This window comes from Parasulfitobacter algicola, from assembly GCF_013315265.1.
Taxonomy (GTDB): domain Bacteria; phylum Pseudomonadota; class Alphaproteobacteria; order Rhodobacterales; family Rhodobacteraceae; genus Parasulfitobacter; species Parasulfitobacter algicola.
Map to the genome: position 1 here is coordinate 1 of NZ_JABUFE010000022.1, position 25,559 is coordinate 25,559.

Sequence of the window (25,559 nt, forward strand, 5' to 3'; positions counted from 1 at the left end):
GCGTGACCCGGATGAGTGACAAAGACCCAAAGGAAAGAAGGAAAACGAGCTTGACCCAAACACCCAATTAGAGAAGCAGACATTCGTTGTAGCGACGCAGCTTTCTAAAAGCGGACTTCCATGTTCCTCCGACGCAAAAACAATTTTTGTCTGTAGCGCCCACACGTAGCGATACGATTCAAAGCATGGGTTTGTTCTGTTGCATAATTTTGATGACAACAGGTTTCGCATAGCCAATTTTTTGCTCACGACCCTTGCCAATAAGTGCTCGGTACACACCCGAATGAGAGATTACGAGGGATCGCTCAAGCGGCTCTAATTGGGACAGACCCAACGCAAGACGTTGGCTAAAGGCCCTAGTTGTCTCGCCATTAGGCGGAGCGTCATATGCTGAAAGTCGCGCCTCTGGCGGGCCACCTTCAAACACGCCCCAATCACGTTCCTGCAGTTCAGCGATAGTCTGAAATGGAAGCTTTAGCTCTTGTGCAATAATCTCTGCGGTCTCTTGGCACCTTTTCAGGGGGCTGACAAGAATTCGAGACACGCCAAAGCCGTGTAAACTGCGCGCGGCTTCACCAGCCTGCCTTAGCCCTTCTGCATTAAGGGCTATGTCACGTTGCCCCATCACCTTCCCAGAACGGTTCCAGTCAGTTTGACCATGTCGTAAAAAGATGAACTCACCGGGAAAACCCGGAACGAGCTCTGGGCGCAGTAGAGCTTCGACTTGCTCGGTGCTTTGGTTACAACAGGAGCGCACGAACCACCTCATGGCTGGTCTTAAGGTCTTTGAGTAATATGGTCAAAAGCTCGTCCTTGAAGTCGCGCGCCTTCGCGACAAGGGCTTCATATTCACGTGTGTCGATACCCTCAACACCGCTGCGTTCTAGAACCTGTCGGATGTCGGGATCATCAATACTGGCCAAGAATTCTGCATAAAGTACAGTCAGGGGAGCCGCTTTGTCTTCAAATACATCTTGGATCCGCGCTAGAGCAGGCATTGAGAACAGTGCGTTCAGTTTGGCCCGTTTCTCAACTCCGCTCATACCGATGGTCTTGCTGACCGCGGCGACGCCGGCAAAGTAGAGCAACATCCGCGAAAACCGCAACTTAATGTTGCGGATGGCGCGTGGCTTGCTCACATCCTGAATTTTGTGTTCGAAGTCGACACAGATTGTGCGCCAGTAGCGGATGATGTCATTGAGCAAGAACAGGGCGATTTTCTCATCTGCAAGATCTTCGGTGACGTATCGGCAGATCAGGTCACTACGGAGTTTTTCAAAAGCGGTCTGATTATAGATCCACTCGCCTTCCAGCAAAAACAACATCCGGCGTGTGATGAATGTATTGGTGTCGTTGTCGCCCCCAATTGTCTCGCAAAGTTCATCTGCCCGTAAAGGTTCGTCGAAGACACCGCCATTCGCGGGCATTTTGATCCCAGCATCGCGGAGCCGTGCCCGGTAGATGTCTTGTTGGGATTGCAGGGAATCGAGCTCGCTTTCGCCCAGGCCGAGAAAAAAGAGATCGACGTCGGAGCCGCTTGTGGTTTCGCGGCGGGCGACGCTGCCGTTCACGCCAATGATGATTTTGGTATCCTGACCAAAGATTTCCTCAGCGAGTTCTCGCATGAGTTTGAGCTGTTGTTCGGATAATTTGACGGCGCGTTGTAGAACGCCCGATATATCGGAGTCTGTCAGTTCGGCCATGTCTTTTCCCCTTGGTTACGAAAGAAGATCGTCCAAGGTTGTCGTCCGGACTTCTTTGCTTTGGCGATACCGTTCATTGATACACGCTGGATCACTTAAACTGAAATCATGTGCGATGAAAAAATTTCTGTCTTTGATCTCAACACATATTTCCATCCATTCGGTGGGAAGTTCGTCTCGAGCGCGCTTGGTGCCATCAATGATTTTCCGGAACATTGCAAAAAGTTGTTTGTGACCGCGTTTCAGGTCAACTTCTGTTTTTAGAAAGTCGTCCTTAGAGAAGCTGTCGATTTGCGCACGCATGTAGGTCTGCGCCACAGTGTCAAACACGCGCCCCAGCCGCGCATTGATAAAGAGGTTGTAGACATTGTGTTTGAGTTGCCAAAATGCGTCGTAGTCGTTTTGCAGAAACTTTGAGTTCTCCGCCATTCTCTCGACCAATGTGATCGGAGATCCGAATGCTGCGCGCGGACCGACAAAGGCTCGGCAACGGGTGATGCCCTCAAGCGTGTCTAGGTTCAAGGGGCTTGAGAACAAGAAGCTGTATTGATTGACGTTTTCCCCATCGATCAAGGCGATCACTTGTTCTGGATCAACGGAAAACTCTTGTAGGACTGTACGTATCTCGGCGCCAAGCATGGACTCACCACGTATGATATCGCGGCTCGCTTTGTGGTGATTGATTCCAAACTTCTCTTCAAAAACGGGTTCAAGTGTGTGCGAGAGGGGCCCGTGACCTATGTCATGGAGCAGAGCGGCCGCTAACACAAGGTTGCGATCTTTTTGCGTCATACCAACCAGATCAGAATACCGTTCGGCGAGTTTTGCAACGCCTAAACTATGCTCCAGTCTGTTGTGACGCCTTCTGTCTGGTGAGGCCCCTGATCCTTTGCGAACATAGTCGATAGCGCCCAAGAACCCGATACGACCTAATCGTTGCATTGGCTTAGTGGCTATGAGCGCTTGCACAACACCATCTCGAAAGAAGGGCTCTTCGTCCGACCTCATGGTCCAAGTATCTGTAGTCATGGACATAAGTTCTGGTGCACCGAATGCATTCTCCTTCACTCTATGATCCAAGTTCACGTTCAAATCAGACTCACCCTCTTTTGCTAGTCCATCGCTTATACCGACTATACATAGAAACTAAACTCTACATTAGTAGGTTCTACGTCGCGGCATACATTGTTGCTGACATATGCTAATCGCCCTGTGCCTATGAGCCTAGTCGACTTTTTGCTTCCCGAAGTTCGAAAAAAGCAGAGGTTGTGAGGGTCTGATCAACTTGTCGGATACTTCGATCATCGTGCTTGCTTTCTTCCTGCCTCCTCCTTTCTTTTCGATTTCTACTTCGCCCTCGCTGACAAGTCGTTGAAGCGCCCGGAATATCATCACATTTTGAGCCGCTGTGAGGTTCCCGATACGCGAGAGCAAGGTTTCGATCTGCAAGACATCGTCAGTCATGTTGTCCATCACGCGACCGGGCAGTTCGTTTTCGAGTTCCTGCATCAGAGTAGCTTCATCTTCATCCAAAAATGAGAACAACGCGTCTTTGGTTTCCACTAACCGGTGATCGAACCCCATCTCGAACAGGGACCCCTTTCCGATGTGGCGAAAGTGGTTTTGTTGATCCCAGTGCACAGATAGCATTTTATCACGCGCAGCTTGATGCTTTGATAGATGTGCCAACAACATCCAACGTTTGTCAGTCTTAGAATACATCATAAATGGCGTAAAAAAGTGAGCTCCGCTATTGTGGCGAAGCGCCTCCATAATGGAGCGTTGCGCCGTTGCCCGTCCAAAGTTCTCATCTTCCTTAAGCTCGTTCCATGTCCTGACAAAATCATCGTCGACACCGTATTGGCGCAATCCATCAAGGCCCTTGCCGTCATTGCGTAAATAGTTAAGCAAGGCGTCGATCGAGAAGGTCAGAATAGCTTCAGGCTTGTGCAATGAAGAGAATATCTTTTGCAAACAATGCATGGGGACATCCGTGTAGCCCCATTGATCGAGCACAAAGAAACTACGCCCCTGGCGTTGCCGTTTCTTGATGTCGGTAAGAACTTTTGGGAGTAGATCCTCAAAGTTGCCTGTTTGTAAGATAATGCTCTCGTCTACTTGTGACGCAAACTCGCTGCGGAGCAACTCGTCGCGAAGGGTGGCCATATGCAGTGTGTTTGCATCACTGAAATAAAACTGGGCTGCAATTTGAAGTGGCTTGTGTCTGTCGGCGTTTATCCGGATCTTTGCCCGTTCAACCGCATATAGCAGTGCAAAAGGGCTTCCATATCGCGTCTCAGTGTCTTTTTGGTATAATCCGCCACCACAAAAGCCATCGACAATGGTAATGCGCAACACGTCCATGTGGCGGTTGGCGGTGACTGTGTCAAAATAGACATCCAGGTACTGCTCAATGACCTCAAGCTTACGTTCTGTGTGTGCTTCAATCCTCGGAAGAGGTGCGCCAATTTTCCAATTGAAATTCTGCTTTTTTGCCATCTTAGCCAGTCACATAATTACATCGCTTAAGACTGACCCATCTCAACGCGAAAGCAAGGCCAAACTCGCGTTAAGGGTGCATTTCAACGGGCATTTCATCCCATGTGCGTCCACGGTAATCTCGACCGTTAAGCTTCTTGGAGCGCTTCTTATTATCTTTGCCCCAAGTACCCCACTGCTTGAAAAAGAACGCCGTGCCATGGAGGCGACAGACATCGTGGATGTCGTCAATCCATTCTTCTTTGATTGGACGCGCACTTCGGCCGCTTTCGCCACCAACAATTGCCCAATCAATCCCTGTAAGGTCAATTTCTCCCACGCTGTTGATTAGAGGCTCGAAAGAGATAAACCTAATCCTTGCGGGAACATCGCGCAGCTCGTCTATCCGATGCGCAACATCAGCACCCTCTACACTTGTTCCAAGCCATACATTGTCCAGCGGCGATGGACAGAGGTCTTGCAGTAGCTCCGCCATTCTGTCTGGGCGCTTTGTCAGGATTTGGTAGTGGTGATGCGGTGTCTGCGACATCACTCCCCAAACATCCGCGACAAATGCAGTAGATACCAAAGGGTGAAAGAGATCGCTCATTGAATTTACAAAGATTTTCCGTGGCTTCTTCCACTTGCGCGGAATTTCCAGCGATGCGCGGTCTTCACGAACGACGCCATTCCAGATTGTGCGAGTACCTGACTTCCTAGTGAGGCCTTTGTATTTTTCAACACCCATCGCTTCCAAGCGCATAGCCATGTTCATCGCATAGCAATTTGTGCACCCAGCGGACATGATGGAGCATCCGACGACCGGGTTCCAAGTTGCATCGGTCCATTCGATTTGTGTCTCGGCCACGATACGTCTTTCTGCAATGCAATCGGTTACTCCTCCACATTAGCCATACGAGAACATAGAGGCAACAAAATTTACGCAACTTACGACCATATAGAGACCAATCAATGGCAGCTTTGCATCTGAACGCCTTGATTTCGCATGTGCAGCGAATTCACACTTTCCGCCCCATGGTGCCAGATTGTCAGGTCTGCTTTGGGCTGGGGGCTGTCTGCCCCCGGCCTAACGGCCTCCCCCGAGGATATTTTGGGAAGATGAAGTTGGCTTATCGTTGTTGCCGTTGTCACTGGATTGGAGTAAACAAAAGGCAAGGCACAGCCGGGGACGGCGATGGCCCTGAAGGTGAAGCGCCGATGCTCAAAAGCGTCGGCGCTTTTCTTATTCTATAAGTGCTGCGCAGTTAGCATCAATCGTTGAGAACCGTTCAGCAAGATCCGTCTCACCACCAAGGTAGTCAAAGTGGCCACCTTTAATGTCTATGATGCAGAAGCTGATCTGATCACCATTTTGCATGAGCAATGCCCCGTTGCCGAGCGACCCGGCCACTTCCCAACCTTCGGCTAGAAGATCCGGGACTGATCGATCCATCGGCAGGAAAGGTGTTTCGGCCTGAAGTGAGGTGGTCATCACGCACAGCGAAGCGCTTAAGACCGAGATTATTCTTTGCAATGGATGTTTCCTTTCGCAGTTATGGCTGGTTGAGTGCGGCCCGGCCGCCAGGGAAATACTTGTAGACGGTTGATGGCTTGATGCCATGATGAGCAGCGATAGCTTTGACGGAAAGTGTTGTCCCGGACAACATTTGCCGAACGCTGTCGATACCATCTTCGTCGAGGGCAGGGGGCCTACCTCCAATGCGACCTTGATCACGGGCCAAAGCCAGACCTGCCTGGGTTCGCTCACGGATCAGATCACGTTCGAATTGGGCAAACGCTACGGCGATTGTGTAGAACATCTGGCCCATGGCCGAGCTGGTATCGATCTTCTCACGATCAGAGTGCAGCTCGATCCCGGCGTCTTTCAACCGCTCGGCGATAAAACCAAGCTGCTTCTGGCTGCGGCTCAGACGGTCGAGTGCGGTCACGATCAGCATGTCACCTTCCTGAAGAACACTGAAGCATTGCTCCAATGTTTCGGAATGGGCCTTCGCGCCAGATTCCTTCACAGTGTAGATTTCGTCGCAGCCAAGTGCTCTGAGCCGCGCGATCTGAGGCTCAAGGTTTTGGTCACTGGTCGAGACCCTCGCGAAACCGATCTTTTTTCTGCCTGGTTGTTCCATAAATCGTTTGTCCATCGGGTTTATGTAGAGTATAGTTTATAGAGACCTTTATAGAAAGCTGAAATCGCTTAAGCAGGAGATTTCTGGGCCGTTCGGGAAGGTATCTATTAAACGTTCGTTTTATGGAGGCGGGATATGGCAGTAGAGGATCGGTTCGGCGGCGTGCAATCGAAACGCTTGCGCCATGCGTTCGCCACTCAAGAGATCGAGGCGAACCCGATGACGCCTGCTGAGATTGCGCTGTTTCGTAAGATGGAAATCAAGGGTTGGAACCCAGCACGCCAGCGAAAGTTCCTGATCGGCCGATTGATGCGTGAGCAACGCCAGGTGACGTCCCGTCAGCTCGACCGGACGAGGTAGGTAGGTCTCATTGACTGACACAACCTATTGCTACCCACCAGATTATTCAGTCCTTATTAATAAGCTGGGTATTCGTGACGCTGATACACTCGACCGGGCTGAACGGCAGATCACAGCGACGCGCGTAGATGAGGGTGTTCCTACCGGTGATTTTTCGCGATCGCACATTCAAGCTGTCCATCATCATATCTTTCAGGATGTGTATGCTTGGGCCGGTGAGCTGCGTACGCTCAACATAAGCAAGGGCGGAAGTCATTTCATGCCGCATGGTCGACTGGCCGGGGGCCTAGATCATGTCGAGCGTTTGGTAAAAGGTGGAAATTTCGGCCAGGGGATGAACCATGATCAGTTCGGGGAATATGCGGCACGAGTTGTCTCCGACCTGAACTATGCACACCCCTTTCGTGATGGGAACGGGCGTACACAGATGCAGGTGCTCAATCAGCTTACAGAAAGAGCCGGATTTGAACTTGCGACCGAACGAATAAATCCGACTGCCTGGATCACGGCATCGAAGGTTTCGAACATGGGATCTGACGAATTGTTGCGAGGGGCTATCACCTTCGCCATCGATCCTGAGCGCGCTCATACCGGCACAAAAGCACAAGAAGCTATTGCCAGCTATTTTGACACTGTGAATGCAGCGATTGAAAAGCTACGTTCGCCCGCCGAAAGAGCGTCCGCGCGGGACCAGGTGCGGTCGGTGGCGAAGGCTTATGAAACTATCATGGATCGAAACACGCTGCAGAAGGTTCTGAATGAACCGAGGGGGCGGGAGAGGTAACGATAAACCTTAGAGGGATTTTCTGCACTCAGCCGTATTCGATCACTGCCGAGCTTTGTGGGACCAATCGTTCCTTTATGCCAATGGACCCACCGTGCCGCTGATCTCGACCTACCACCTGAAGACACTCAACAGTCCTTGAATTTTTTGGAACCATGCTGATTGCTTCGGTGGAAATCTAATGGGCGCGATTCCGGGAGGGGGCTGGATCGTATCATAAGCAGCCGTTGGGGAATTATGCGGCGAAAGCTACTGAAGAGCCCATCTTGACTAGTTCTGCGGCGCAGCATCTCTGCTCACAGCGCAATGCAAAACTAGGATGTGAACTGTCTCGTCGCTCAAATCCGCAAGCAAGGTAGACAGCTTGGGCGTTCAAATTGTCTGGATGGGTACCAACAGACATTTGTGAACATGAGAGCTCGCGTGCCTTCTGCATTGCACCCTCAATCAGTTGTTTGCCAATGCCTTGCCTACGAAAACCAGATTCAACAAAGAGATGGTGCATATCGATACCTCTTACCCCCATTTGCAGCTGTATGAGCGGGCAAAGGGCTACATAGCCAACAGCTGTACCCTCGGCCTCCGCAACAATAACGTAAATCCATGGAATAACGCCGAAAATGTCTCTTTTTAGAATTTCTAGAGTTACCTGCGGAACATCGTCGTGATGTTCAGCCAGTGCTTGCACCATTCTCTTTAGGTGAGGCAAGTCAGTTTGGGTTGCATCACGTATCTCGACGATACTGTTTTGAGGGGTTCTTTCCATTTTGCTCTCCTGTCTTAGCCACAGGAGCCAAACGAAAGAATGCCGCTCTGTGGCGGCATCATCTGTTCGAACAACACTGACCGCTCCGTTTAAGAACGGAGGTAATAGCTCGGCAGGTTAACGACTTCATTCAACATGAGTGTATCGTGGGACATATTTCCCTTCGAAGCAAGACAGTAAGGTCGGCTTTTGTCCCGCACTGCAGACCTCGCCGACCTTCGCGACTGGCAGGCGCAAAAACGTGACAAAACCCCTTCTATTTTGCCGGGGGTTTTTGTCCAGCCTAAGCGATTGATCCGGCGTGGGGCAGGGCAGCGCGGCAGAAATGACCGTTTTAGAACGGTCCACGATCAGCTTTGATCAATTCAGCGACATGCACACGCGCTGCATCAACTACTGGGTAACTCGCCTTGCCGCCATCAAACGCAAGAAACAAGTCAGTTCCTCCTAAAAGGACTGCATCTGCACCACTGTGATCGACCATATCTTGGCCAGCTTTGATAAATAGCTGTCGCTCATGATCTTCACATCGACCGCGCTTGGCCATCTGCATGTAGGCTTCACCAACTTTGTCGAGCGTTTCGGCCTCAGGTGTGACGAAATTTACAGTATCAATCATCCCGAAGAGATGGCTTTGCATTGCAACACGGTTGCCTAAAATGCCGATCCGTTTCAGACTATTTTCTGAGAAATATGTCTTTAAGCTATCCAACACACTTACCAGCGGTAACGACGACCGCGCCGCTAGCTCTTCAATGCAAAAATGCCCGGCAACAGATGTGACGGCTGCAAAATCAGCACCAGCACCCTTTAAAATATCAACGTGGTTCGCAAAGATCGCAGCTTGCGCATCACGATTTCCGGCCATCACATTTCCACTTAGGCTTTTAAGGCTAGCATGGGAAATAGTGAGGTTTTGCTCTCCCATCTCTTCAAGAAGGAGTTGGTAATAGTACGTTGTCGCCGCTGGTCCAATGCCGCCAATCAATCCGATGTGCATGGTATAAAATCCTTCCAATTTTCGCAGAACTATATGCGCAGACTCAGCCATCCGCCATGCGGGAGAAAAGAGTCACCTTAGCATTGAAACGAACCTTAGCTTTGTCGGCACGACTCTTCCAAAAGCGACCGTTTCCGGGCATCTGATGCCCGTCCGCGCGAAGTGCTAGGCCTGTCGGCGGGTGGCCGCCAGGTAGCCCGGCGACAGGTCACCCTGAAACCGGCTTCACCCAGGATGATACGGAAACGCAAAAGGCCCCCGCCTGCTGACGGGGGCCTCGATCATTTCAGCGGTGCGGGCTGTTACTCGGCGGCCATCCGGTCGGTCTGCGCGGTGCGGGCCATGATGTAGTCAACGGCCTTCTGCGCCTCGGACGCGGCGCGGAATATCGCGCGGTTATCTTCCTTCATCGCCTCAAGCCATCCTTCGACATAGGCCGCACTCTGATCGAATTCAGGCTCCACCCCGATCTGTGCGCAAAGCATGCAGTTACCAATTTCCGCGACCAGCTCCTCGAATGCATAGGCCTTGCGGTCATTGAACCGGCCTAAACGGTCCAGCCGCTTTGCCGCGCCTGTCCAATGGATTGTCTCATGGGCTAAGGTGCCAAAATACCCAGCCGCCCGATAAAACGTGCCAATCGGCGGCATATGAATGCGGTCAGTCTTGATGTTGTAATAGGCGCGCGGCTCCTCGGTCACGTCGATCTGCGCGCCGGTCGCGGCAAAGAACGCCTCCAGCTCGGGGTCGGCCACCGTGCCAAGATCGCGCGGTGGAACGGGCAGAATGTAGAATTCAGCGGGCAAGCCCTCGATCTGGTCGGCATTGAACACGCGGTAGGCCTTGGCATAGGGAATCTGGCGTTCCTCGCCGTTCTCGTCCTCGCGCTCGACGGTGCCGTATTTTACCACGGTTGCGGATTTCTCGCCCTTGCGGACATGGCCCCCAAGCTGCTTGGCCTGATTGAACGTCATCCAGCGGGCTGAGCTGTAATCCTTAGCCATCGCTGTCGCCCAAAGCATCAGGATGTTGATGCCCCGATAGGCCTCGCCGTTGAACCGTTCCGGCAAGCTGACCCCTCCTCCTCCGCCAGTCCACGGCTTGCGCCAGGGCGGCGTTCCCGCCTCGATCTGCGCGACAATCTGGTTGGTGACATGGGTGTAAACGTCGAATTTCTCTTTGGTCATTTGTGACCCTCCTCGCATGATGCGGTCGGGGTCAGTTTCCCTTTCCGCCAATGGGCGGGCCTTCCTGTTCTGTTGTTTGGAATGCCCATGCATTCCGAACGGCAGAGCAGGTAAGGGCAAAGCCCGTCCTGCGGCCTGGCGGGGCCGTGACAACCGGGTGGAGGGCGTGAATTTGGGAGGGAACCGCGCGCCTGCGCGTGGGAGGAACCGGAATTCTCGACCGGAACCGACGCCACAGGCGGCGCTTGCCGGTTTTCTCGGACCTGACAGGATGGCAGGCGGATCAACAGGAGTTGGAAACTGTCAGGGCGGGGGTGAACGGGCGTCAGCCCGTCGATCCCCTGCCCTGTCTATCGCTCAAAGCGAGACCGGCACACAGCCGGGATCACAGGATCATGTTTCACCGAGCATGGAAACCGGTCGTTCGGGTTAGACGCGGCGTAAGAGGAAAGAGAGCCCTCTTCACCGATGCTGCGCTGTACATAGACGTCGGCTTTGCGTGTTTAGCCTCAAAGATCGAATTGCATGTAGACGAGTTCATGACCCTCTCGAGTAGGGTGCGGAATCGAAGCCATCTGATAGAAACCGAGCTTCTCATAGAGCAGAATATTGTTCGTCATCTTTGAGTTGGTGTGCAAACGAAGACAGCCAATCTGTGAATCAGAAGCTGTCCGCTTGGCATGTTCGATCAGCGCTTGTCCAAATCTCTTTCCCTGATGATCAGGGCTAACCGCAATGCTCCAAATCATCCAGTATTCAACGTGTTTCTCTAGTACTAAAACGCCGACGGCTGTGTCGCCTAAGTGGCATATCCACACCAGACCGTCGCGTATCCAAGGCGTATAATCCTCAGTAGCGGGTCGAGGAGCCGCACCAATTATAGGAAGATAGGCAGGCTCGTAAGCCTGCCGGTTAATGCTGGCCACTACTTCTAGGTCATCCAATGTGGCAAGGCGGAAGCTGCGAGTACTCATTAGCTTAAGTTATCTGTTTATCGCGCCAACACCAAGCGTACCGCTCCTTGTTGGGCAACAAAGTGCAGACCTTGGAGCAACTGCAGCGAACGGCAAAAATGTCCGCGCTGCGTTTCTTGGCGCACCCTGCGGCGAAGGTCTCAAGAGAGCCCAGACCTGCCACCTTGCTGCGCGATAGCGAACGACGGCTTTTACAGAAAAGTCGCGGACCGATGCGGCATATCCTCCTCGTGCGCTCGATCCCACAGAACGCAGCCCGGATTTTGCAGAAGCGGCCATACAGTGAAGCGACTTTGGCTTTCTCGTTCAGATCAATTGTTTGATCTGGCCCTGAGCGCCGAACCTCTTCGAGCAAAAGTTAAGCGCGATGGTTCACGTACTTTTCATAGCGAGCTTACTCAACTTAGCCCACTGCGGCATCAAGAAAGACGTGCAAGGCGGCCGTTTTTCGTCAGCGCCTGAAAATGAACACCGCGCCGTCCGGTCCTGTGCCCACGCTCCCACCCTCCACACGGCGAAATTCGAGGCACGTTTCACCCAAGGGGCGGGTGGTCAGGCAATGCCATCTTCCGTTTCTTTCCAAGTGGCGTCTGCCGCACCAAAGCCGGGCCGGACCCGCCCTGTGCCGTCGGGATTGAGCGTTAGCTGAGCGACCCGTCCTGACGGATCGCTGAATTCCCACGGCTGGGCATCGGCCATTGTTCGCGCAATTTCGGCTGCGGCCGCGGATGCCGACAGGGCCAATACGAGAGCTATCACCAATCTTGATTCCTTCATTATCCCGCCTCCATCTCATCGGTTTTTTCCGCTGTTTCGTCCGCTACAAGCCGCCCCTGATCCATCGTCAAAACTCGGGACGCCATGCGAACGACCCGTTCGTCGTGGGTGACGATCAAAGATGTGGTGCCGCGCGCTTCGGCGAGGTCCTTCAACATCTCGATCACGATCCGCCCGCTTTCTGCGTCTAGTGCGGCGGTTGGCTCATCTGCGAAAACGATGTCAGGATTGGCGATGAGCGCCCGCGCGACGGCCACGCGTTGCTTTTGACCGCCCGACAAATTCCGCGGTTTGTAATGGACACGGTCTTCAAGGCCCAGCAGACCCAAAAGGTGTTCGCCTGCGTCGCGCCACTGCGCTTTGGCCTTGCCACCATGCAGTTCCAGCCCCAAGCGCACATTTTGAAGGGCTGTCAGCGCGTCATGCAGGTTATGCGCTTGAAAGATAAAGCCAAGGCGCCTGCGGATATGCACCTGCAGGCCGGCAGATGCCCCAACAAGATCTTCACCGAGGACCATTGCCTGTCCGTCCTGCATATCGCGCAAGCACGCAAGGATCGTGAGCAGTGTTGTCTTGCCCGAGCCTGACGCCCCCTTGAGCACGATGACTTCGCCGCGATGGATGGTCAGGTCGACGTCAAACAGAACCTGCGTTCGGGCCGGGCCGCTGCCAAAGGCATAGTTCAGCCCCCGCGTTTCGATGGCGCGCTCCATCAATAGAGCTCCGCCGGCTCTGCCGCCCGTAATCGGCGGGCCGCAAGGAGGCCCGAAAAAGCGCACGCCACAAGTGTGCCGATCAGGACATTCGTCAGCCGCGCCTGTTCCATCACCATTGGCAATCCCGTTGCGCCTGAGATCATGCCGTACAGGACGGTCGCGAGCAGCGCGCCCGGCACGAAACCACAGATCCCCAAGATGGCCGCCTGTTCGAGCACGATGCTTGAGAAAAAGCGGTTCCGGTACCCGACGGCTTTGAGGGTCGCATATTCGCGAATGTGGTCCGATACCTCGGTCGAAAGGACCTGGTAGACAATAACCAGTCCAACAAAAACGCCCATGACGGCCCCAAAACCGAATATGATCCCGATCGGGGCCTCAACGGTTTGGACCATCACCTCATCAGCCAATGCCTCTTCAATGCTGCGGGTCAGGGTCTCGGTGGGATCGTACTGCGCTTCAAGGTCCTGGCGGACACTGAGCAAGTCCTGGCCGGGTGCCACTTTGACAAAAACATGCGCAGGCGCGCCCGGATCCTGTTCCGGGAAAATCTGAAAGAAGGTGCGGGTGGACACAAAGATGTAGCCGTCGCTGTCAAAGCCGGGACCGATCTCAAACGTACCGACGAGACCCACGGGGATGCCGTTCAGATTGAGGGGCTGCGGTGCACCTGTGCCAACACCGTTCAGGAAATCCGGCGGTACGCCGCGTGTCAGCCCGTCAATGGTTGCGGTGCGCGCAACTTCGAGAATGGGCGCGAATTGCGCGATATCCTCGCGCCAAAACGTGGCCAACGTCTCTGGCTCCACCCCGAAGATACGAAAGGACGCATCGCGTCCGTTCGGGATCTTGTAGACCGCGGTCCCGATGTAAAAAGGTGAGGCGCTGTCGATGCCATTGACAGACAGCGCCTCATAGACTCGTTGGCGCGGGGTGGCGGTGCCGTCCGTGAGTGTGCGCGCGTCAGGGCCTGACAGAATAAAATCAGCGCGAATCGCCTGGTAGGGCAGTTGAACAGACCCAGAAAGCGCACCTATGAATCCCAATTGAAAAAGAACCAGCGTGACCGCAAAGCCGACGCCAAGGGTTGCCGAAAAGAACCGGCCCTTGCGGTTGATAAGTTGCAGCCAGCCAAGGGGAAGGCGGCCCAGCAGCCGCTCGAGAATCCAGGTCATTCGGCAATCTCGATTGTCGCGAGCACTTGAAGGTTGATCAGACGTGCTGCGACCTGGGCAGACGCGGCATCCAACGTTGCCTCAACCTCGAACACCCGCGCATTGTTGGTGACAACGGGGTCAGTCCCGATCAATCCCTGATCAAGAACTTCGAGACCGATCGACGTCACGACGGCCGACAGCGGCTCTATCAGCGCTTCGCCCCTTATCGTAACGGAACTGCCTGTCGCCACGCGGTGAATGCGGTTCTGGTGTACTTCCATCCGAACCACCATCGTTGAGGTGTCTGCAATCCGTACGATGCCGCCCGCACTCGACCGTTCACCAGCGCGGCTCTGGATTTCAAGGACGACGCCGTCGATCGGTGCGATCAATCGGGTCTGATCAACCTCCACTTGGGCGATTGCGACGTCCGCCGCCGCACGCTCCACCGCCAGGCGGGCCGCCTTGATGTCGGGATGCAGTTCTAAATCGCCCGTGACCTCATTCAACCGGGCTTCGGCCTGATCTAATTTCGCCCGCTGGATTTCTCTCTGGGTGCGGGCGGTGTCGAGCGACGCTTGGCTCGCTGTCGCGCTGGTGTTGAGCCGCTCTTGGCGCTGCAAAATGCGTTCGGCGTCAGCCAGCTCTGCTTTGGCGATCCGCAAGGCCGCCTCGGCGTTCAGTTGCTCCAGACGCAACGCATTTCGGGCGCGCTCAAGCTCCACTTCTTGGACCTGCAATTCCGCCTGGGCGCGGCGCAATTGCGCCTCCAGACGGGGGGCGTTCGCGAAGGTCGCCAAAAGGTCATTCGCCGCGACGACCTCACCAACCGCGACATGAAGCTTCGACAAGGGCGCGTCGGATGCCGCAGGCGGGGCGGCGACGGCGATAACCTTGCCCGTTGGTTCAAGCCGCCCCAAAGTGGCAACCTGCCGGGCCGGATCAGGGCGCGTTTCCATCGGCACCGTACCGCTCTGTTCAATCTGGTCCGCCGCGCTCGTGGGCAATGGCATGCCCGGCGCCGGCAAATCGACACCGGCAATCAAAAACGCGCCGACGCCGACGATGGCAAGACCACCGATGAACCACGGCCAGCGCGCCCGCTCGCTGCGTCGTGGCGGCTTGCGATCGACCTGAACATCTTTGGGAGGGCTTCTTTTGGTGGTATCAGTGTTGGACATTCTCGGTCATCCGAGTTTATTGAAGATACTCTCAATAGGCTCTTTATTGAGAGTGTTGTCAATAGAGAGGTGTCATGAAGGTTGACAAACCAAAATTCCGCCGCCGCAAAGAAACCCGGCCCGATGAACTTGTTGATGCGGCCGTCGCTGAATTCTCGGAGCATGGTTATGGCGATGCACGATTGGCGCGGGTTGCGGAACGGGCGCAGGTCGCGAACGGAACCATCTACCATTACTTTTCGGACAAGGCGGCGCTTTTTGCCGCTGTCGTCGACAAGGTCTTTGTGTCCCCGCTGAATACAACGGTCGATGTGGATGCCCATGACATTGAGGATCCACTACGCGCCGCCATCGAGCGGATGCTGACAGATGAGATGATGTCGATCATCGCGATTTTGCTATTCGAAGCATCGCGCTATCCCGAACCTGTGGGGCGCATTGCCGAAGCGTTTCTGTCTGATATCGAAGCGCGGCTCGCTGGGGTATTGCCCGGACAATCATCGGTCCACGCCGCGCAGATGTCCTATCCGCTCAGCATCATGGTGTTCCCAATCTCGGTCGCGCTGGTCGAACGCGCTCGTGGCAAGTCAGACTGGGCCGATAGAGCGCGGTCTGTTGCAATGCAGCACTTGGCGTTGTTTTTGAGGGACGTTGACTGAGCTTAATCGGCGGGCTTGGGCCGATCGAGCCGGGTCCAGCGACTTTTTTTCTTCCGGTTGATTGAGCCCCTTAGCCATAGGCCAGCTTCGTGCATCCCCACCTGTGAAGTGACTGCGCGCAGTGAACAGTCACGTCGCGCGGTTCTGGGTTTTCGTATCCTTGACGTGGCTCGCAAAGCAGTCATTGAAACGACTAATTCGAAGCGCAGCTTTGTCCCAATCTCACCAGTTCGTGCACGACGCAGCGAAGGATCGCTATCCCACAAACCTGAATGAGAAAATCCTTAGCGCCCTATTCTGTACTCAGCCGGAATCGACCCCTCTAATCGAGTTGAGACTTAGCTTGTCGCCACTCAGCCGGCGTCATAGTCGTTCCATTCCAGGCACCACGCAGCGATGTTTTGGCCATCAGCTCTTCGTAGTAGTATCTTAAAGCGAACAAGCCTTCGGCATGATCGGTTGAGACGGCCCAGCCCGATCGAAGTACAAAAGCGCCGATATCATCGTGGATTGAGCGTCTTGTGCCGTCTGTGTATCGAAAACAGCGCGCAACGATACGGCCATAACTTCGAGAGCCTTGATCATAGCAAACGACCTGATGATCAGCGATGAAGCGCTCCACGAACCGCATGGCGTAGTAACCGCAGTTGAGTGTGTTCGGCTCGCCCGCAAATTCGATTGGTTGACCCATTTCGCAGGCATCTACACCGACAAGCCGGTATCTGTTTTCGCCATCGGTCAAGGTGTCAGCATCAATCAACTTCGCCTGAAATGGACCGTGTTGGGTCGTGCCAGAGTAGGCTTCAAAGTTGGGGGTCACGAAAATGGCTATGCCGAAAAAGACCGCACTGATGCCGGTGACCAGAAGGAAGGATCTCGCCGGTCTCAACCGCCAACGCCTGTATAGTCGAGGTTCAGGTGCCCGCTGTTAACCATTGGTGGGCGTTCAACAATGGCTGGAGCATTGTCAATGCTGTCTGGAAAGCGATCGAATATATGATTGAGTTCATATGCGGCGCGTTCGGCTTCGGCCATCACGCGATGTGTCTCCCTATTCAGACAATTGAGATAGGTTTCCACGTCCCGGAAGTATAGCTCAAATTCTCGCCGCAACTCTGCTTCCTGGCCCCGCTCAACGAAGGATGAGACAATTGGTTTCAGGGGCTCCAAGCAAGCGCGCGGGGCACTGAATTGTTGAGAAAAACCGTCATCATGGGCCATGGCAGGGCCATTTGTTCCAAGCATCGTCGCCGCGATGCAAAGTCGTAGAGCAATTGTCATCGTCTTATGATCCTTTCCCTGATAGTTTCGCGACACAGAGCCTTAACGTACCATTCTGCACTTTGCCGGAGTGTACCCGGCTTAGCGTGGGATTTCACACTTTTCCGGATACGAGCCACGTCTGTCTAAAAGCCCCGTCGTCTGTGCAATCCGATTAGGCTGCCGATGATGTTCAGCTTGCCGCGATTGAATTGTTTGACCATGCCCCGCAGCGCGCCGCCGGGGTTGCGGACGGGGGATGTCGGATGATCGCGGTTGGCGTCAAGGACCAGGACGCAGACGGCAGCCCCGATGCGACCCATCCGATTGCAGGCTGCGTCCCAGGCAGAAATGTTTATGCCGAGGGGTGCAATCCTGGCTGCAGCGGCCTCGACAACAGCGCTTTCAAGACGGCGATCTGAATGAGCGCTAAGGGCTATTTGGAAATCTTCGGTTGCCAAGGTGACGATGTGACGGAGGCCATAATCGCCTTCCAAAAGCCCTTGCAGAGCTGCGGTCTCCGCCGCACGTTTTTTTTCTCTGCAATGATCGGGGCCGTTAGGCTCCGATTCAATAAATTGATCGTGCGCGGGCTTGCCCGCGCTCCGTTTATTGTCGTTCGCGTTACAAGTAACAGATAGAATCTCTTGTGTGTCCTCTTGTATAAAGGACCGGAAGTTTGATGCCGGTTCACAGGAAGAATCAGATTGGTTTTCAATCCAGTCTTCCAATTCGACGCACAGGGTTCGCGTGTCCTCGATGTGCTGCGCCAGCGCATCCTCTGACATGCCTAGAAGCCGGTCGGTCCGAGGCCATGCATCGCGACGTGCCATGATGTCCTGAATAGCGGGTGAAGCGATGTCGGCGGCAGAAAGGCGGGCGAGCTGGTCTTTGACCTCGCGGAGCCGGACGCTGCGAAGGGCTTTCATGTCTTTCATGCGGTGGGCTTTCGCCCTGGCTTTCTCGCGTAGGTCAATGAACTCGAAAAACCGCTGGATGAGAGGGTTGAGAACCAAGCCAAGGTTCGTCCGGTAATCCCGGCCGCCATTGGCAAGCGTGCGGCGCTGCATGAGTTTCAATTTAATGAAGTTGCGTTCATGGTTGCGGAGCTGTCGGGTGGTCATGTGCAGCCGCTCGGCCATGGTTTCCTGTCGTCCGTAGAAAATCGGTTCTTTGTTTGGGTCGGTCCAGGCGGCGTCATCGGTGCTGCCGATGATTTTGGTCAGCACCCAGATCCCCGCGCCACTTAGGCCCAGATTGGGGCCGATTTCACTGATGAGCGCGATCACGTCGCGCCTTGAATGCCCTTGTGGCAGGGCCAGTTCTGGTGATGGTTGCATGGTTTCTGTCCTTGTCTCCGCTCGATGCACAAGGCGGTCGGAGGCATAACTTCTATGTTCGCACAGGTGCGTTTTTTGCTTGCCTCGAATGTCAGGGAGGTGGTAAAAAGATCCTGAATTTACTATTCGGATCAGATCGGAACGCCAATTCCGGTCCTACAACCCCCCCCTCGCTTGGTTACCGCCTTGCGGGGGCTCTCTTTTTTGGGTGTTGGTGTGCTCCCGTGCCTGTTGATTCTTCTTTTAGGTTAGCGACATACACACAGCGTGTTGATGCCTGTCGGAATTGTTGTGTTAACCTTCGGTTGCGCCACTATTGATGATGGATCGGTTAAACCGCAGAGTCTTATTCGCTTTGGGAAAGCGTCACCGGAGCACTACCTGGTGCAGTGGCCCGGTAGTACCCTGTGTGGTAATTCATAACATACGTTGGGCTTGCAAACTCTTGTGCGGTGTGAGGCTCGACGGTGATCTGGATACGGAGGTTCACAGGTGTAGCACTGCTGCGTCCAAGATATTCAATGCGGGTCTCTCTGTCCTCACCCCAACCAGACCTGACAGTGCGCGTATCGGTATAGCAGAAAGCCTCGATACGATCGTGGCCTTCGTCCTCGTCATGACGCGCGAAAAAGAGGTTCTTTCCAGCCGGGCAATCCCAGCCTGACCGTGTCATACGATTGAGCCGCGAGTAGGGTGCGTCAAAATTGGTGTAAGCTTCGCCGTTCGACATTGGACAAAAACCAAACGGAGGCTGTGGGTTGGGCGGACTTATCCGATCGAGCATGTAGCTCAAGGCATCGCCACAGCCGGATGGGAAGCCGCCAGCCAGGCAAAGGATGACTTTGCAATCTATGTCACCGCCATCGGTTTCGCTTTGAGCGGATAGGACCGTAGGCGATGCAGCAACGACCACCGCAAGTGCAAACAACCGGGCAAACTTAGCCACAGGCTTGCCTTGTGTGGATGCGATTGTGGGGGTTGCGCGCTGGTGTGGATGTGAAGGCATTTTCTTCTCCTGCATATGATGCCTCAGCACGCACGTCGCGATAGTGACGGCGTACTGCCGAGATACTGAGGTTGAACATACGCAAAATTAAGAAAAGCGCAAAACGTATTTTTGTCCTATAATACTAATCGCCAGTAACTTACCCCTAGGCCACTCATTCATAATGAGAGTTTGCGGGTTAACATTGACGAATATAGTCGCTTATCACGGTACATCACCACGGCCGACATTGCCCTTGACATCGCGTTGTTGCCGTGCAGTCTTTCAAACTGGTCATTCGCCGCAAGTGCAAAACTCAGAGCCGATCAAACTAACAGTCGTGCGCAACAAACCGGACCCGTACATATGCAGATAATAAAGCGAGTGCAGCAGTCCTTACCCCTTTCCAAGACTACGAAGCAGTTTTAGAACCACGGCGGTCGTTATGTTCTTGAAAATACAATTCGTGTGTGCCAGCATTCCAATTGTATATATCAATTATCTTCTAACATCTTGAAAAGATGGCGATCCCGGAAGGACTCGAACCCTCAACCTGCTGATTAGGAGTCTGATCGAAAATTCAGATTTCTCAATATCATAAGTGGAATATTTCCCAAAACAAAGCATGAACGCTTGTACAACATGGGAGACCGCTATTTTAGGAAAAGGCCGCGTCGTCTTTTGATTTAGCTCTCAAAGATGATACCTCTGCCATAATGCTTATGTCATCCGTCATAAAAGTCCTACCGCTTCGCTCATCACGCGCCCATGAAGCATGCGGTCCGGCGGCCGTCAGTTTTGCAGCCATTATCGCTGGTCAAATGCAAGGCTCTGTTTTGTGGATCTCTGAGCGATGGCGGCAAGAGCAGGTGCACCCTGAAGGCCTGGCTATCTTTTGTGATCCCAGCAAACTGGTCTTCGCATCCGGAACCGACCAAACAGAGGTTCTGGCCGCCTCTGAGGAAGCACTGCGTTCCGGCGCTGTGTCTGCCGTGATTAGCACGCTCAGCAAACCTTTGGATCTGCGTCAGGGCCGTCGTCTGCAACTGGCAGCCGAGACCGGTCAAAGCACAGGGCTTTTCCTGATCCCAGAGGGGATGGGCAGCAATGCCGCCGAGACACGTTGGCGCAGCAACCCTGTTTATGACGCGCAGGACTCGACTTTGATGCGATGGGATCTTATTAAGAACAAATCAGGAACATTAAAGTCGTGGTTAGTTCGTTGGGATGCAGAAGCGCATCGTGTCAGTGTGGTTCATGAGGATGGCAAGTGATCGGGTGCTGCGCGCAATGCCTGCGCATGGACCTTTTGCCCTGTCTGTTCAGGATCAGAATACAGAACGTTTGTACTGTCTAAACATCGCTGCAGAAGAACTTGGTCTATCCCGTGGCATGGGGCTGTCAGACGCGAGAGCACTTTGTCCAGATCTCAAAACCATACCCGCCAACATACAATCGGATCAGGCGTTTTTGCAGGTTTTGGCTCGATGGGCCAAGCGCTATTGTCCCTGGGTTGGTGTGGACGGTCCGGATGGCTTGGTTTTGGATATCACGGGATCAGCGCATCTGTTCGGGGGTGAAGCCGCTTTACTGGATGATCTGCGCCTGCGTGTGACACGCGCCCGGCTTCAGGTTTGTCTTGGCTTGGCCAGCACACGCGGGGCTGCTTGGGCCTTAGCACGGCATGGCGAAGGCATTGCGCCTGCGGGACAGCTGCAAGAAACCATCGCGCCACTGCCGGTTGCGGCATTGCGGATACAAGATCAAACGGCACAATCCTTGCAACGACTTGGTATCAGAACGATTGCCGATCTAATCGCGTTACCCCGCGCCACCGTCACCCGTCGGTTTGGGCGTGATCTGCTGCTGCGCCTGGATCAAGCATTGGGGACCCAGCCCGAGACAGTGTCGCCCCTGGCTGAGCCGCCGCAGTATACAGTGCGGCTGACTTTGCCTGACCCCATCGGCTTGACCTCTGATGTTATGGCAGGCGTTGAACGATTGACCGGCAGTTTGTGCAACAAGCTGAAAGCGCAAGAGCATGGCGCGCGCGTGGTGCAGCTGACCTGTCGCCGTGTCGATCAGGCCCACCAGCAGGTTGATCTTCGGCTTGCACGAGCAATGCGAGATCCGGCACGTATTGTTGCATTGTTTGAACCGGGCGTGGACAAGATCGATGCGGGTTTTGGTATCGATCAGATGCGCCTAGAAGCGGTGCAGGTTGAACCGCTACCCGTCGCGCAAATCACTCATATCGCACAAACAAACCCTGATGCCATACAGGATCTGATCACACGATTGGGCAACCGCATCGGGCTTGAGAACATCACCCGACTTTTGCCTGCCGATAGTCATATCCCTGAGCGTAGCTTTATCGTTGCGGCCGCTGCTTACAGTGACCCTGCCTCTTCTTGGCCCGTTCTGCGTGATCGTCCCCTTCAGCTTTTTCCGCCTGAAGCCATTGCCGGATCAGGCCGCGCGCCCCCGCAACAGTTTCGATGGCGGCGTATGTCGTTTGTAACCGCACGCGCAACAGGACCGGAACGTCTTGCTCCGGAATGGTGGTTTCAGGACGCAGCCTGGCGATCCGGCCTGCGGGATTATTGGAAGATCCAAACCCTTGAAGGGCGCAGGTTATGGCTGTTTCATACGCCGCAAAGTCCCGGCTGGTTCGTACAGGGAGAGTTCGCATGAGTTATGCAGAACTATGCGTGACCTCAAACTTCACTTTTCTGACGGGCGCATCACATCCTGAAGAGTTGGTCACACGTGCCGCTGAACTGGGTCTCGGCGCGATTGCGATCACAGACCGAAATTCTCTTGCCGGTGTGGTGCGTGCCTATGCAGCACTTAAAGAACTCAGACGTGAGGCAGATGAAGAGATCAAGATCAGATCACAGCACCGAATGGATTCCTGTTCGCGTCAGGAAGTTGGCACGCCACAGCCCATCAACCGACCTCACGCTCCGGTGCTGCCAAAGCTGATCGTCGGTTGCCGTCTGGTTTTGCGCGACAGCCCAGTGGACTGGGTGACCCTGCCCCAGGATCGTCCAGCTTACGCCCGGCTGTGCCGGTTGCTGACCATTGGTAAGAGGCGGGCACAGAAAGGCGACTGTCATCTTGATCTGGCCGATTTGCTTGATGGATGTCATGGCATGATCCTGATCGCTGTGCCGCAAAAAGACGCCACATCGAATAATGTTCAGGCTCACATTCGTAAAATGGTGAGCCGTTTTCCCGGACAGGTATTTCTGGGAGTGGCCCCGCGCTATGACGGTAGGGACCAGAGTTATTTCGATGACTGCGCGCGGATGGCACAACGCTCTGCTGCCCCGATGGTGGCAGTGGGCGATGTATTGATGCATCACGCCAGCCGCAGACAATTGGCTGATGTGCTGACCTGCATGCGCCACCATATCAGCATTGATCAGATCGGCACCCGTGCCCAGCCCAACGCCGAACGTCGCCTTAAAGGGATGGAAGACATGACCCGGCTTTTCCGCAACCATCCTGCCGCGTTACGCCGGACAGCTGAGATCGCTGCACGCTGCGGGTTTTGCCTAAGTGAGCTGTCCTATGAATATCCTGACGAGATCACAGACAATGAAGCCCCTCAAGCGCGCCTGAAACGCCTGACAGAAGCCGGGCTACAACGGCGCTATCCCGATGGCGTGACAGATCATGTGCGTGGCCTAGTCACTAAAGAACTGCGATTGATCGGCAAACTGGGCTTTGCAGCTTATTTCCTGACCGTGCATGACATTGTCCAGTTCGCAAGGAATCAGGGGATCTTATGTCAGGGGCGCGGATCGGCAGCAAACTCGGTCATCTGTTACGCACTTGGTATCACCGATGTCGGCCCCGACACCATTACGATGGTTTTTGAGCGTTTCATCTCCGAATATCGCGGCGAACCCCCAGACATCGATGTGGATTTTGAACACGAGCGGCGTGAAGAGGTGATCCAGCATATCTATCAAAAATATGGCCGCCACCGCGCCGGGCTTTGTGCAACGGTGATCCATTTTCGGTCTCGTGCGGCCGTGCGGGAAGTTGGCAAGGTGATGGGCCTGTCTCAGGATGTTACAACCAGTTTGACCGGGCAGATCTGGGGCTGGTCCAATGGCGGAGTAGATGACAGTCATATCCGACAATTGGGTCTGGACCCGACCGAACGCCGCCTGTCCCAAACCTTGCGCCTGATTCAAGAGATCATAGGATTTCCACGCCATCTGTCCCAGCATGTAGGCGGATTTGTCATCACCAAAGGGCGGTTGGATGAGCTGTGCCCGATTGAAAATGCGGCCATGGACGACCGCACTGTGATCGAATGGGATAAAGATGATATCGACACGCTTGGTATTCTGAAGATCGATGTCCTTAGTCTGGGTATGCTGACCTGCATTCGGAAATGCTTCGATCTGATCAAACAGCACGGCGGCCCTGCCCTGACACTGGATCTTGTGCCGCAGAAAGACCCCGCCGTTTATGACATGCTCTGTGTGGCCGACGCCGTTGGCGTATTTCAGGTCGAAAGCCGGGCGCAGATGAACTTTCTGCCCCGAATGCGACCGCGCGAGTTTTATGATTTGGTTATCGAAGTGGCGATCGTGCGCCCTGGCCCCATTCAGGGCGGTATGGTCCACCCTTATATCAATCGGCGGCAGGGCAAGGAAACCATCACATACCCGTCGAAAGACTTGGAAGGCGTATTGGGCAAAACCTTTGGTGTGCCACTGTTTCAAGAACAAGCCATGCAGATCGCTGTGGTTGCCGCAGGGTTTACAGCCGAAGAGGCCGACCGATTGCGCCGGTCGTTAGCCACGTTCCGCCGTATGGGCACCATTGGCGCATTCCGAGATCGCTTCATCAATGGCATGCTTGAGCGTGGATATGAACTGGAGTTCGCAGAGCGGTGCTTTTCCCAGGTCGAAGGGTTTGGGGATTACGGATTCCCCGAAAGCCATGCCGCAGCCTTCGCCATGCTGGTCTATGTATCTGCCTGGATCAAATGTCATCACCCTGCCGTTTTTGCCTGCGGCCTCCTGAACGCACAACCCATGGGCTTTTATGCACCCGCGCAGATCGTGCGCGATGCTTGTGAACATCAGATCGAGGTCCGTCCGATCTGCGTCAACAAAAGCCATTGGGACAACACCCTGGAACGCCGCGCCGATGCAGCGCTGGCCCTACGCCTTGGATTCCGACAGATCAAAGGCTTCAAGGAAGATGACGCGGCTTGGATTATTGCGGCACGGGGCAATGGCTATCCAGATCCGCAAAGCCTCTGGCAACGCGCCGGGCTAAATCCGGCTGCACTGGAACGCTTGGCCGAGGCAGATGCGTTTTCCGGGATGGGCTTTGGCCGTCGCGATGCGTTGTGGCAAGTCAAAGCGATCCGATCCAAAGCGCAGCTTCCTCTTTTCAACGATCCGATTGAGGGGGAACATATTGCAGAACCAGAAGTTACCCTGCCGCAGATGCATTTGGGCGAAGAGGTGGTCGAAGATTACGTGGCGATCCGGCTTAGTCTGCGCGCCCATCCAATGGAACTGCTACGCCCGATGCTGCCTGGCCTGACACCTCATAGTGCGTTGATCACAGCGCCCCTAAAACGTACAACCGTGTGCGGCCTGGTCATCACCCGCCAACGGCCCGGAACGGCCTCCGGCGTGATTTTTCTGACCTTGGAAGATGAAACCGGGGTCAGCAATGTCGTGGTCTGGCCCAAAATCTATGAGCGCTTTCGGCGGGCCGTGATCGGCGGCCGATTGGTCCGCGTCACTGGCTATCTGCAGCGCGAAGGCATCGTGGTGCATCTGATCGCACAGCAAGTCGAAGATATCTCATACCGCCTCGCGGAACTCGGCCATCCGATGGAAGAGGCTATCGGACAAACCCTACCACAAGCCGATACCGCCCCAAAACCCAAACCCAGCAAAGCCCTCTCCCGCGCCATGCATCCAAGAGACCAGGCAAAGAGACTGTTCCCAAGCAGAGATTTCCATTGACGGCCCAAAGCATGCGTAATTGGGCTGCCTCTGTTCTGAGGTCGAGCTCCCGTTAGGATCACAGGATAGCTGTGAAC

At 54.4% G+C, this 25,559-nt stretch carries 25 protein-coding genes; 6 read left to right on the forward strand and 19 right to left on the reverse strand.

Going from position 1 to position 25,559, the window contains the following annotated elements; all coding sequences use genetic code 11:
- Window positions 1-178 precede the first annotated feature (178 nt).
- The 7 genes from HRQ87_RS18965 to HRQ87_RS18995 all read right to left on the reverse strand — a co-directional run bounded on the left by HRQ87_RS18965 (window position 179) and on the right by HRQ87_RS18995 (window position 6,325).
- Window positions 179-769, reverse strand: coding sequence for a histidine phosphatase family protein (locus tag HRQ87_RS18965; protein ID WP_174140019.1), 591 nt, complete (start codon window positions 767-769; stop codon window positions 179-181).
- Window positions 741-1,703, reverse strand: coding sequence for a hypothetical protein (locus HRQ87_RS18970; protein ID WP_174140020.1), 963 nt, complete (start codon window positions 1,701-1,703; stop codon window positions 741-743). The genes HRQ87_RS18965 and HRQ87_RS18970 overlap by 29 nt, the downstream gene beginning before the upstream one ends.
- A 15-nt stretch (window positions 1,704-1,718) precedes the next feature.
- The gene (locus HRQ87_RS18975) at window positions 1,719-2,771 is read right to left on the reverse strand and encodes an HD domain-containing protein (RefSeq protein ID WP_174140021.1); all 1,053 of its coding nucleotides are present in this window, start codon (window positions 2,769-2,771) and stop codon (window positions 1,719-1,721) included.
- 156 nt (window positions 2,772-2,927) lie between these two features.
- The gene (locus HRQ87_RS18980) at window positions 2,928-4,202 is read right to left on the reverse strand and encodes a three-Cys-motif partner protein TcmP (protein ID WP_174140022.1); all 1,275 of its coding nucleotides are present in this window, start codon (window positions 4,200-4,202) and stop codon (window positions 2,928-2,930) included.
- Window positions 4,203-4,272: 70 nt separating this feature from the next.
- Window positions 4,273-5,049 carry a DUF5131 family protein gene (locus HRQ87_RS18985; protein ID WP_174140023.1) on the reverse strand — a complete coding sequence of 259 codons (777 nt, stop codon included), beginning with the start codon at window positions 5,047-5,049 and terminating at the stop codon, window positions 4,273-4,275.
- 375 nt (window positions 5,050-5,424) lie between these two features.
- Window positions 5,425-5,673, reverse strand: a complete 249-nt coding sequence (locus tag HRQ87_RS18990; RefSeq protein ID WP_174140024.1) for a hypothetical protein — start codon at window positions 5,671-5,673, stop codon at window positions 5,425-5,427.
- 61 nt (window positions 5,674-5,734) lie between these two features.
- Complete coding sequence (locus HRQ87_RS18995) at window positions 5,735-6,325, reverse strand: recombinase family protein (protein ID WP_174140025.1); 591 nt, start codon at window positions 6,323-6,325, stop codon at window positions 5,735-5,737.
- Between the two features lie 135 nt (window positions 6,326-6,460).
- On the opposite strand from HRQ87_RS18995, the gene HRQ87_RS19000 reads away from it, so the two are divergent.
- Together HRQ87_RS19000 and HRQ87_RS19005 are read left to right on the forward strand one after the other, a co-directional pair.
- Complete coding sequence (locus HRQ87_RS19000; protein ID WP_174140026.1) at window positions 6,461-6,685, forward strand: hypothetical protein; 225 nt, start codon at window positions 6,461-6,463, stop codon at window positions 6,683-6,685.
- Between the two features lie 10 nt (window positions 6,686-6,695).
- On the forward strand, window positions 6,696-7,469 hold the full coding sequence (locus HRQ87_RS19005; RefSeq protein ID WP_174140027.1) for a Fic/DOC family protein: 774 nt from the start codon (window positions 6,696-6,698) through the stop codon (window positions 7,467-7,469).
- A 235-nt stretch (window positions 7,470-7,704) separates the two neighbouring features.
- Here the strand turns inward: HRQ87_RS19005 and HRQ87_RS19010 are convergent, their stop codons facing one another.
- From HRQ87_RS19010 to HRQ87_RS19045, 8 genes are all read right to left on the reverse strand, one after another.
- Window positions 7,705-8,235 (reverse strand): GNAT family N-acetyltransferase, encoded by a 531-nt coding sequence (locus tag HRQ87_RS19010; protein ID WP_174140028.1) that lies wholly within the window; start codon window positions 8,233-8,235, stop codon window positions 7,705-7,707.
- 334 nt (window positions 8,236-8,569) lie between these two features.
- Window positions 8,570-9,235: an aspartate/glutamate racemase family protein gene (locus HRQ87_RS19015; RefSeq protein WP_174140029.1), complete on the reverse strand. Its 666-nt coding sequence runs from the start codon at window positions 9,233-9,235 to the stop codon at window positions 8,570-8,572.
- A gap of 302 nt (window positions 9,236-9,537) precedes the next feature.
- On the reverse strand, window positions 9,538-10,422 hold the full coding sequence (locus HRQ87_RS19020) for an ArdC family protein (RefSeq protein WP_174140030.1): 885 nt from the start codon (window positions 10,420-10,422) through the stop codon (window positions 9,538-9,540).
- 509 nt (window positions 10,423-10,931) lie between these two features.
- A complete protein-coding gene (locus HRQ87_RS19025; RefSeq protein WP_174140031.1) occupies window positions 10,932-11,396 on the reverse strand; it encodes a GNAT family N-acetyltransferase in 465 nt (154 codons plus the stop codon).
- 552 nt (window positions 11,397-11,948) lie between these two features.
- On the reverse strand, window positions 11,949-12,173 hold the full coding sequence (locus HRQ87_RS19030; RefSeq protein WP_174140032.1) for a hypothetical protein: 225 nt from the start codon (window positions 12,171-12,173) through the stop codon (window positions 11,949-11,951).
- Window positions 12,173-12,886, reverse strand: a complete 714-nt coding sequence (locus tag HRQ87_RS19035) for an ATP-binding cassette domain-containing protein (protein WP_174140033.1) — start codon at window positions 12,884-12,886, stop codon at window positions 12,173-12,175. The genes HRQ87_RS19030 and HRQ87_RS19035 overlap by 1 nt, the downstream gene beginning before the upstream one ends.
- Window positions 12,886-14,064: an FtsX-like permease family protein gene (locus HRQ87_RS19040; protein ID WP_174140034.1), complete on the reverse strand. Its 1,179-nt coding sequence runs from the start codon at window positions 14,062-14,064 to the stop codon at window positions 12,886-12,888. Before HRQ87_RS19040 ends, HRQ87_RS19035 begins: the two co-directional genes overlap by 1 nt.
- Window positions 14,061-15,227: an HlyD family efflux transporter periplasmic adaptor subunit gene (locus tag HRQ87_RS19045; protein WP_174140035.1), complete on the reverse strand. Its 1,167-nt coding sequence runs from the start codon at window positions 15,225-15,227 to the stop codon at window positions 14,061-14,063. Before HRQ87_RS19045 ends, HRQ87_RS19040 begins: the two co-directional genes overlap by 4 nt.
- A 74-nt stretch (window positions 15,228-15,301) precedes the next feature.
- Between HRQ87_RS19045 and HRQ87_RS19050 the strand changes: the two genes are divergently transcribed.
- A complete protein-coding gene (locus tag HRQ87_RS19050; protein ID WP_174140036.1) occupies window positions 15,302-15,886 on the forward strand; it encodes a TetR/AcrR family transcriptional regulator in 585 nt (194 codons plus the stop codon).
- Window positions 15,887-16,208: 322 nt separating this feature from the next.
- Here HRQ87_RS19050 and HRQ87_RS19055 read toward each other — a convergent pair whose 3' ends face one another.
- The 4 genes from HRQ87_RS19055 to HRQ87_RS19070 form a co-directional block, all read right to left on the reverse strand.
- Window positions 16,209-16,775 (reverse strand): thermonuclease family protein, encoded by a 567-nt coding sequence (locus tag HRQ87_RS19055; RefSeq protein ID WP_174140037.1) that lies wholly within the window; start codon window positions 16,773-16,775, stop codon window positions 16,209-16,211.
- On the reverse strand, window positions 16,772-17,167 hold the full coding sequence (locus HRQ87_RS19060) for a hypothetical protein (RefSeq protein WP_174140038.1): 396 nt from the start codon (window positions 17,165-17,167) through the stop codon (window positions 16,772-16,774). The genes HRQ87_RS19055 and HRQ87_RS19060 overlap by 4 nt, the downstream gene beginning before the upstream one ends.
- Window positions 17,168-17,292: 125 nt before the next feature.
- Window positions 17,293-18,486: a replication initiation protein RepC gene (gene repC / locus HRQ87_RS19065; protein ID WP_174140039.1), complete on the reverse strand. Its 1,194-nt coding sequence runs from the start codon at window positions 18,484-18,486 to the stop codon at window positions 17,293-17,295.
- A 346-nt stretch (window positions 18,487-18,832) separates the two neighbouring features.
- The gene (locus tag HRQ87_RS19070; RefSeq protein WP_174140040.1) at window positions 18,833-19,507 is read right to left on the reverse strand and encodes a hypothetical protein; all 675 of its coding nucleotides are present in this window, start codon (window positions 19,505-19,507) and stop codon (window positions 18,833-18,835) included.
- Between the two features lie 680 nt (window positions 19,508-20,187).
- Between HRQ87_RS19070 and HRQ87_RS19075 the strand changes: the two genes are divergently transcribed.
- From HRQ87_RS19075 to HRQ87_RS19085, 3 genes are read left to right on the forward strand one after another with little or no spacing between them, the layout of a single operon-like run.
- Window positions 20,188-20,745: an ImuA family protein gene (locus HRQ87_RS19075; RefSeq protein ID WP_246252496.1), complete on the forward strand. Its 558-nt coding sequence runs from the start codon at window positions 20,188-20,190 to the stop codon at window positions 20,743-20,745.
- Window positions 20,729-22,165: a Y-family DNA polymerase gene (locus HRQ87_RS19080; RefSeq protein ID WP_246252499.1), complete on the forward strand. Its 1,437-nt coding sequence runs from the start codon at window positions 20,729-20,731 to the stop codon at window positions 22,163-22,165. The genes HRQ87_RS19075 and HRQ87_RS19080 overlap by 17 nt, the downstream gene beginning before the upstream one ends.
- The gene (locus HRQ87_RS19085) at window positions 22,162-25,482 is read left to right on the forward strand and encodes an error-prone DNA polymerase (RefSeq protein ID WP_174140042.1); all 3,321 of its coding nucleotides are present in this window, start codon (window positions 22,162-22,164) and stop codon (window positions 25,480-25,482) included. The genes HRQ87_RS19080 and HRQ87_RS19085 overlap by 4 nt, the downstream gene beginning before the upstream one ends.
- The last annotated feature ends 77 nt before the right edge of the window (window positions 25,483-25,559 follow it).

Coding starts and splice junctions, on each gene's coding strand:
- HRQ87_RS18965 (WP_174140019.1), bottom strand. CDS start 769: ATGAGGTGGTTCGTGCGCTCCTGTTGTAACCAAAGCACCGAGCAAGTC.
- HRQ87_RS18995 (WP_174140025.1), bottom strand. CDS start 6,325: ATGGAACAACCAGGCAGAAAAAAGATCGGTTTCGCGAGGGTCTCGACC.
- HRQ87_RS19025 (WP_174140031.1), bottom strand. CDS start 11,396: ATGAGTACTCGCAGCTTCCGCCTTGCCACATTGGATGACCTAGAAGTA.
- HRQ87_RS19030 (WP_174140032.1), bottom strand. CDS start 12,173: ATGAAGGAATCAAGATTGGTGATAGCTCTCGTATTGGCCCTGTCGGCA.
- HRQ87_RS19000 (WP_174140026.1), top strand. CDS start 6,461: ATGGCAGTAGAGGATCGGTTCGGCGGCGTGCAATCGAAACGCTTGCGC.
- HRQ87_RS18990 (WP_174140024.1), bottom strand. CDS start 5,673: ATGACCACCTCACTTCAGGCCGAAACACCTTTCCTGCCGATGGATCGA.
- HRQ87_RS19015 (WP_174140029.1), bottom strand. CDS start 9,235: ATGCACATCGGATTGATTGGCGGCATTGGACCAGCGGCGACAACGTAC.
- HRQ87_RS19060 (WP_174140038.1), bottom strand. CDS start 17,167: ATGACAATTGCTCTACGACTTTGCATCGCGGCGACGATGCTTGGAACA.
- HRQ87_RS19045 (WP_174140035.1), bottom strand. CDS start 15,227: ATGTCCAACACTGATACCACCAAAAGAAGCCCTCCCAAAGATGTTCAG.
- HRQ87_RS19020 (WP_174140030.1), bottom strand. CDS start 10,422: ATGACCAAAGAGAAATTCGACGTTTACACCCATGTCACCAACCAGATT.
- HRQ87_RS19070 (WP_174140040.1), bottom strand. CDS start 19,507: ATGCAGGAGAAGAAAATGCCTTCACATCCACACCAGCGCGCAACCCCC.
- HRQ87_RS19085 (WP_174140042.1), top strand. CDS start 22,162: ATGAGTTATGCAGAACTATGCGTGACCTCAAACTTCACTTTTCTGACG.
- HRQ87_RS19010 (WP_174140028.1), bottom strand. CDS start 8,235: ATGGAAAGAACCCCTCAAAACAGTATCGTCGAGATACGTGATGCAACC.
- HRQ87_RS19080 (WP_246252499.1), top strand. CDS start 20,729: ATGAGGATGGCAAGTGATCGGGTGCTGCGCGCAATGCCTGCGCATGGA.
- HRQ87_RS19035 (WP_174140033.1), bottom strand. CDS start 12,886: ATGGAGCGCGCCATCGAAACGCGGGGGCTGAACTATGCCTTTGGCAGC.
- HRQ87_RS19075 (WP_246252496.1), top strand. CDS start 20,188: ATGCTTATGTCATCCGTCATAAAAGTCCTACCGCTTCGCTCATCACGC.
- HRQ87_RS19050 (WP_174140036.1), top strand. CDS start 15,302: ATGAAGGTTGACAAACCAAAATTCCGCCGCCGCAAAGAAACCCGGCCC.
- HRQ87_RS18970 (WP_174140020.1), bottom strand. CDS start 1,703: ATGGCCGAACTGACAGACTCCGATATATCGGGCGTTCTACAACGCGCC.
- HRQ87_RS18980 (WP_174140022.1), bottom strand. CDS start 4,202: ATGGCAAAAAAGCAGAATTTCAATTGGAAAATTGGCGCACCTCTTCCG.
- repC (WP_174140039.1), bottom strand. CDS start 18,486: ATGCAACCATCACCAGAACTGGCCCTGCCACAAGGGCATTCAAGGCGC.
- HRQ87_RS19040 (WP_174140034.1), bottom strand. CDS start 14,064: ATGACCTGGATTCTCGAGCGGCTGCTGGGCCGCCTTCCCCTTGGCTGG.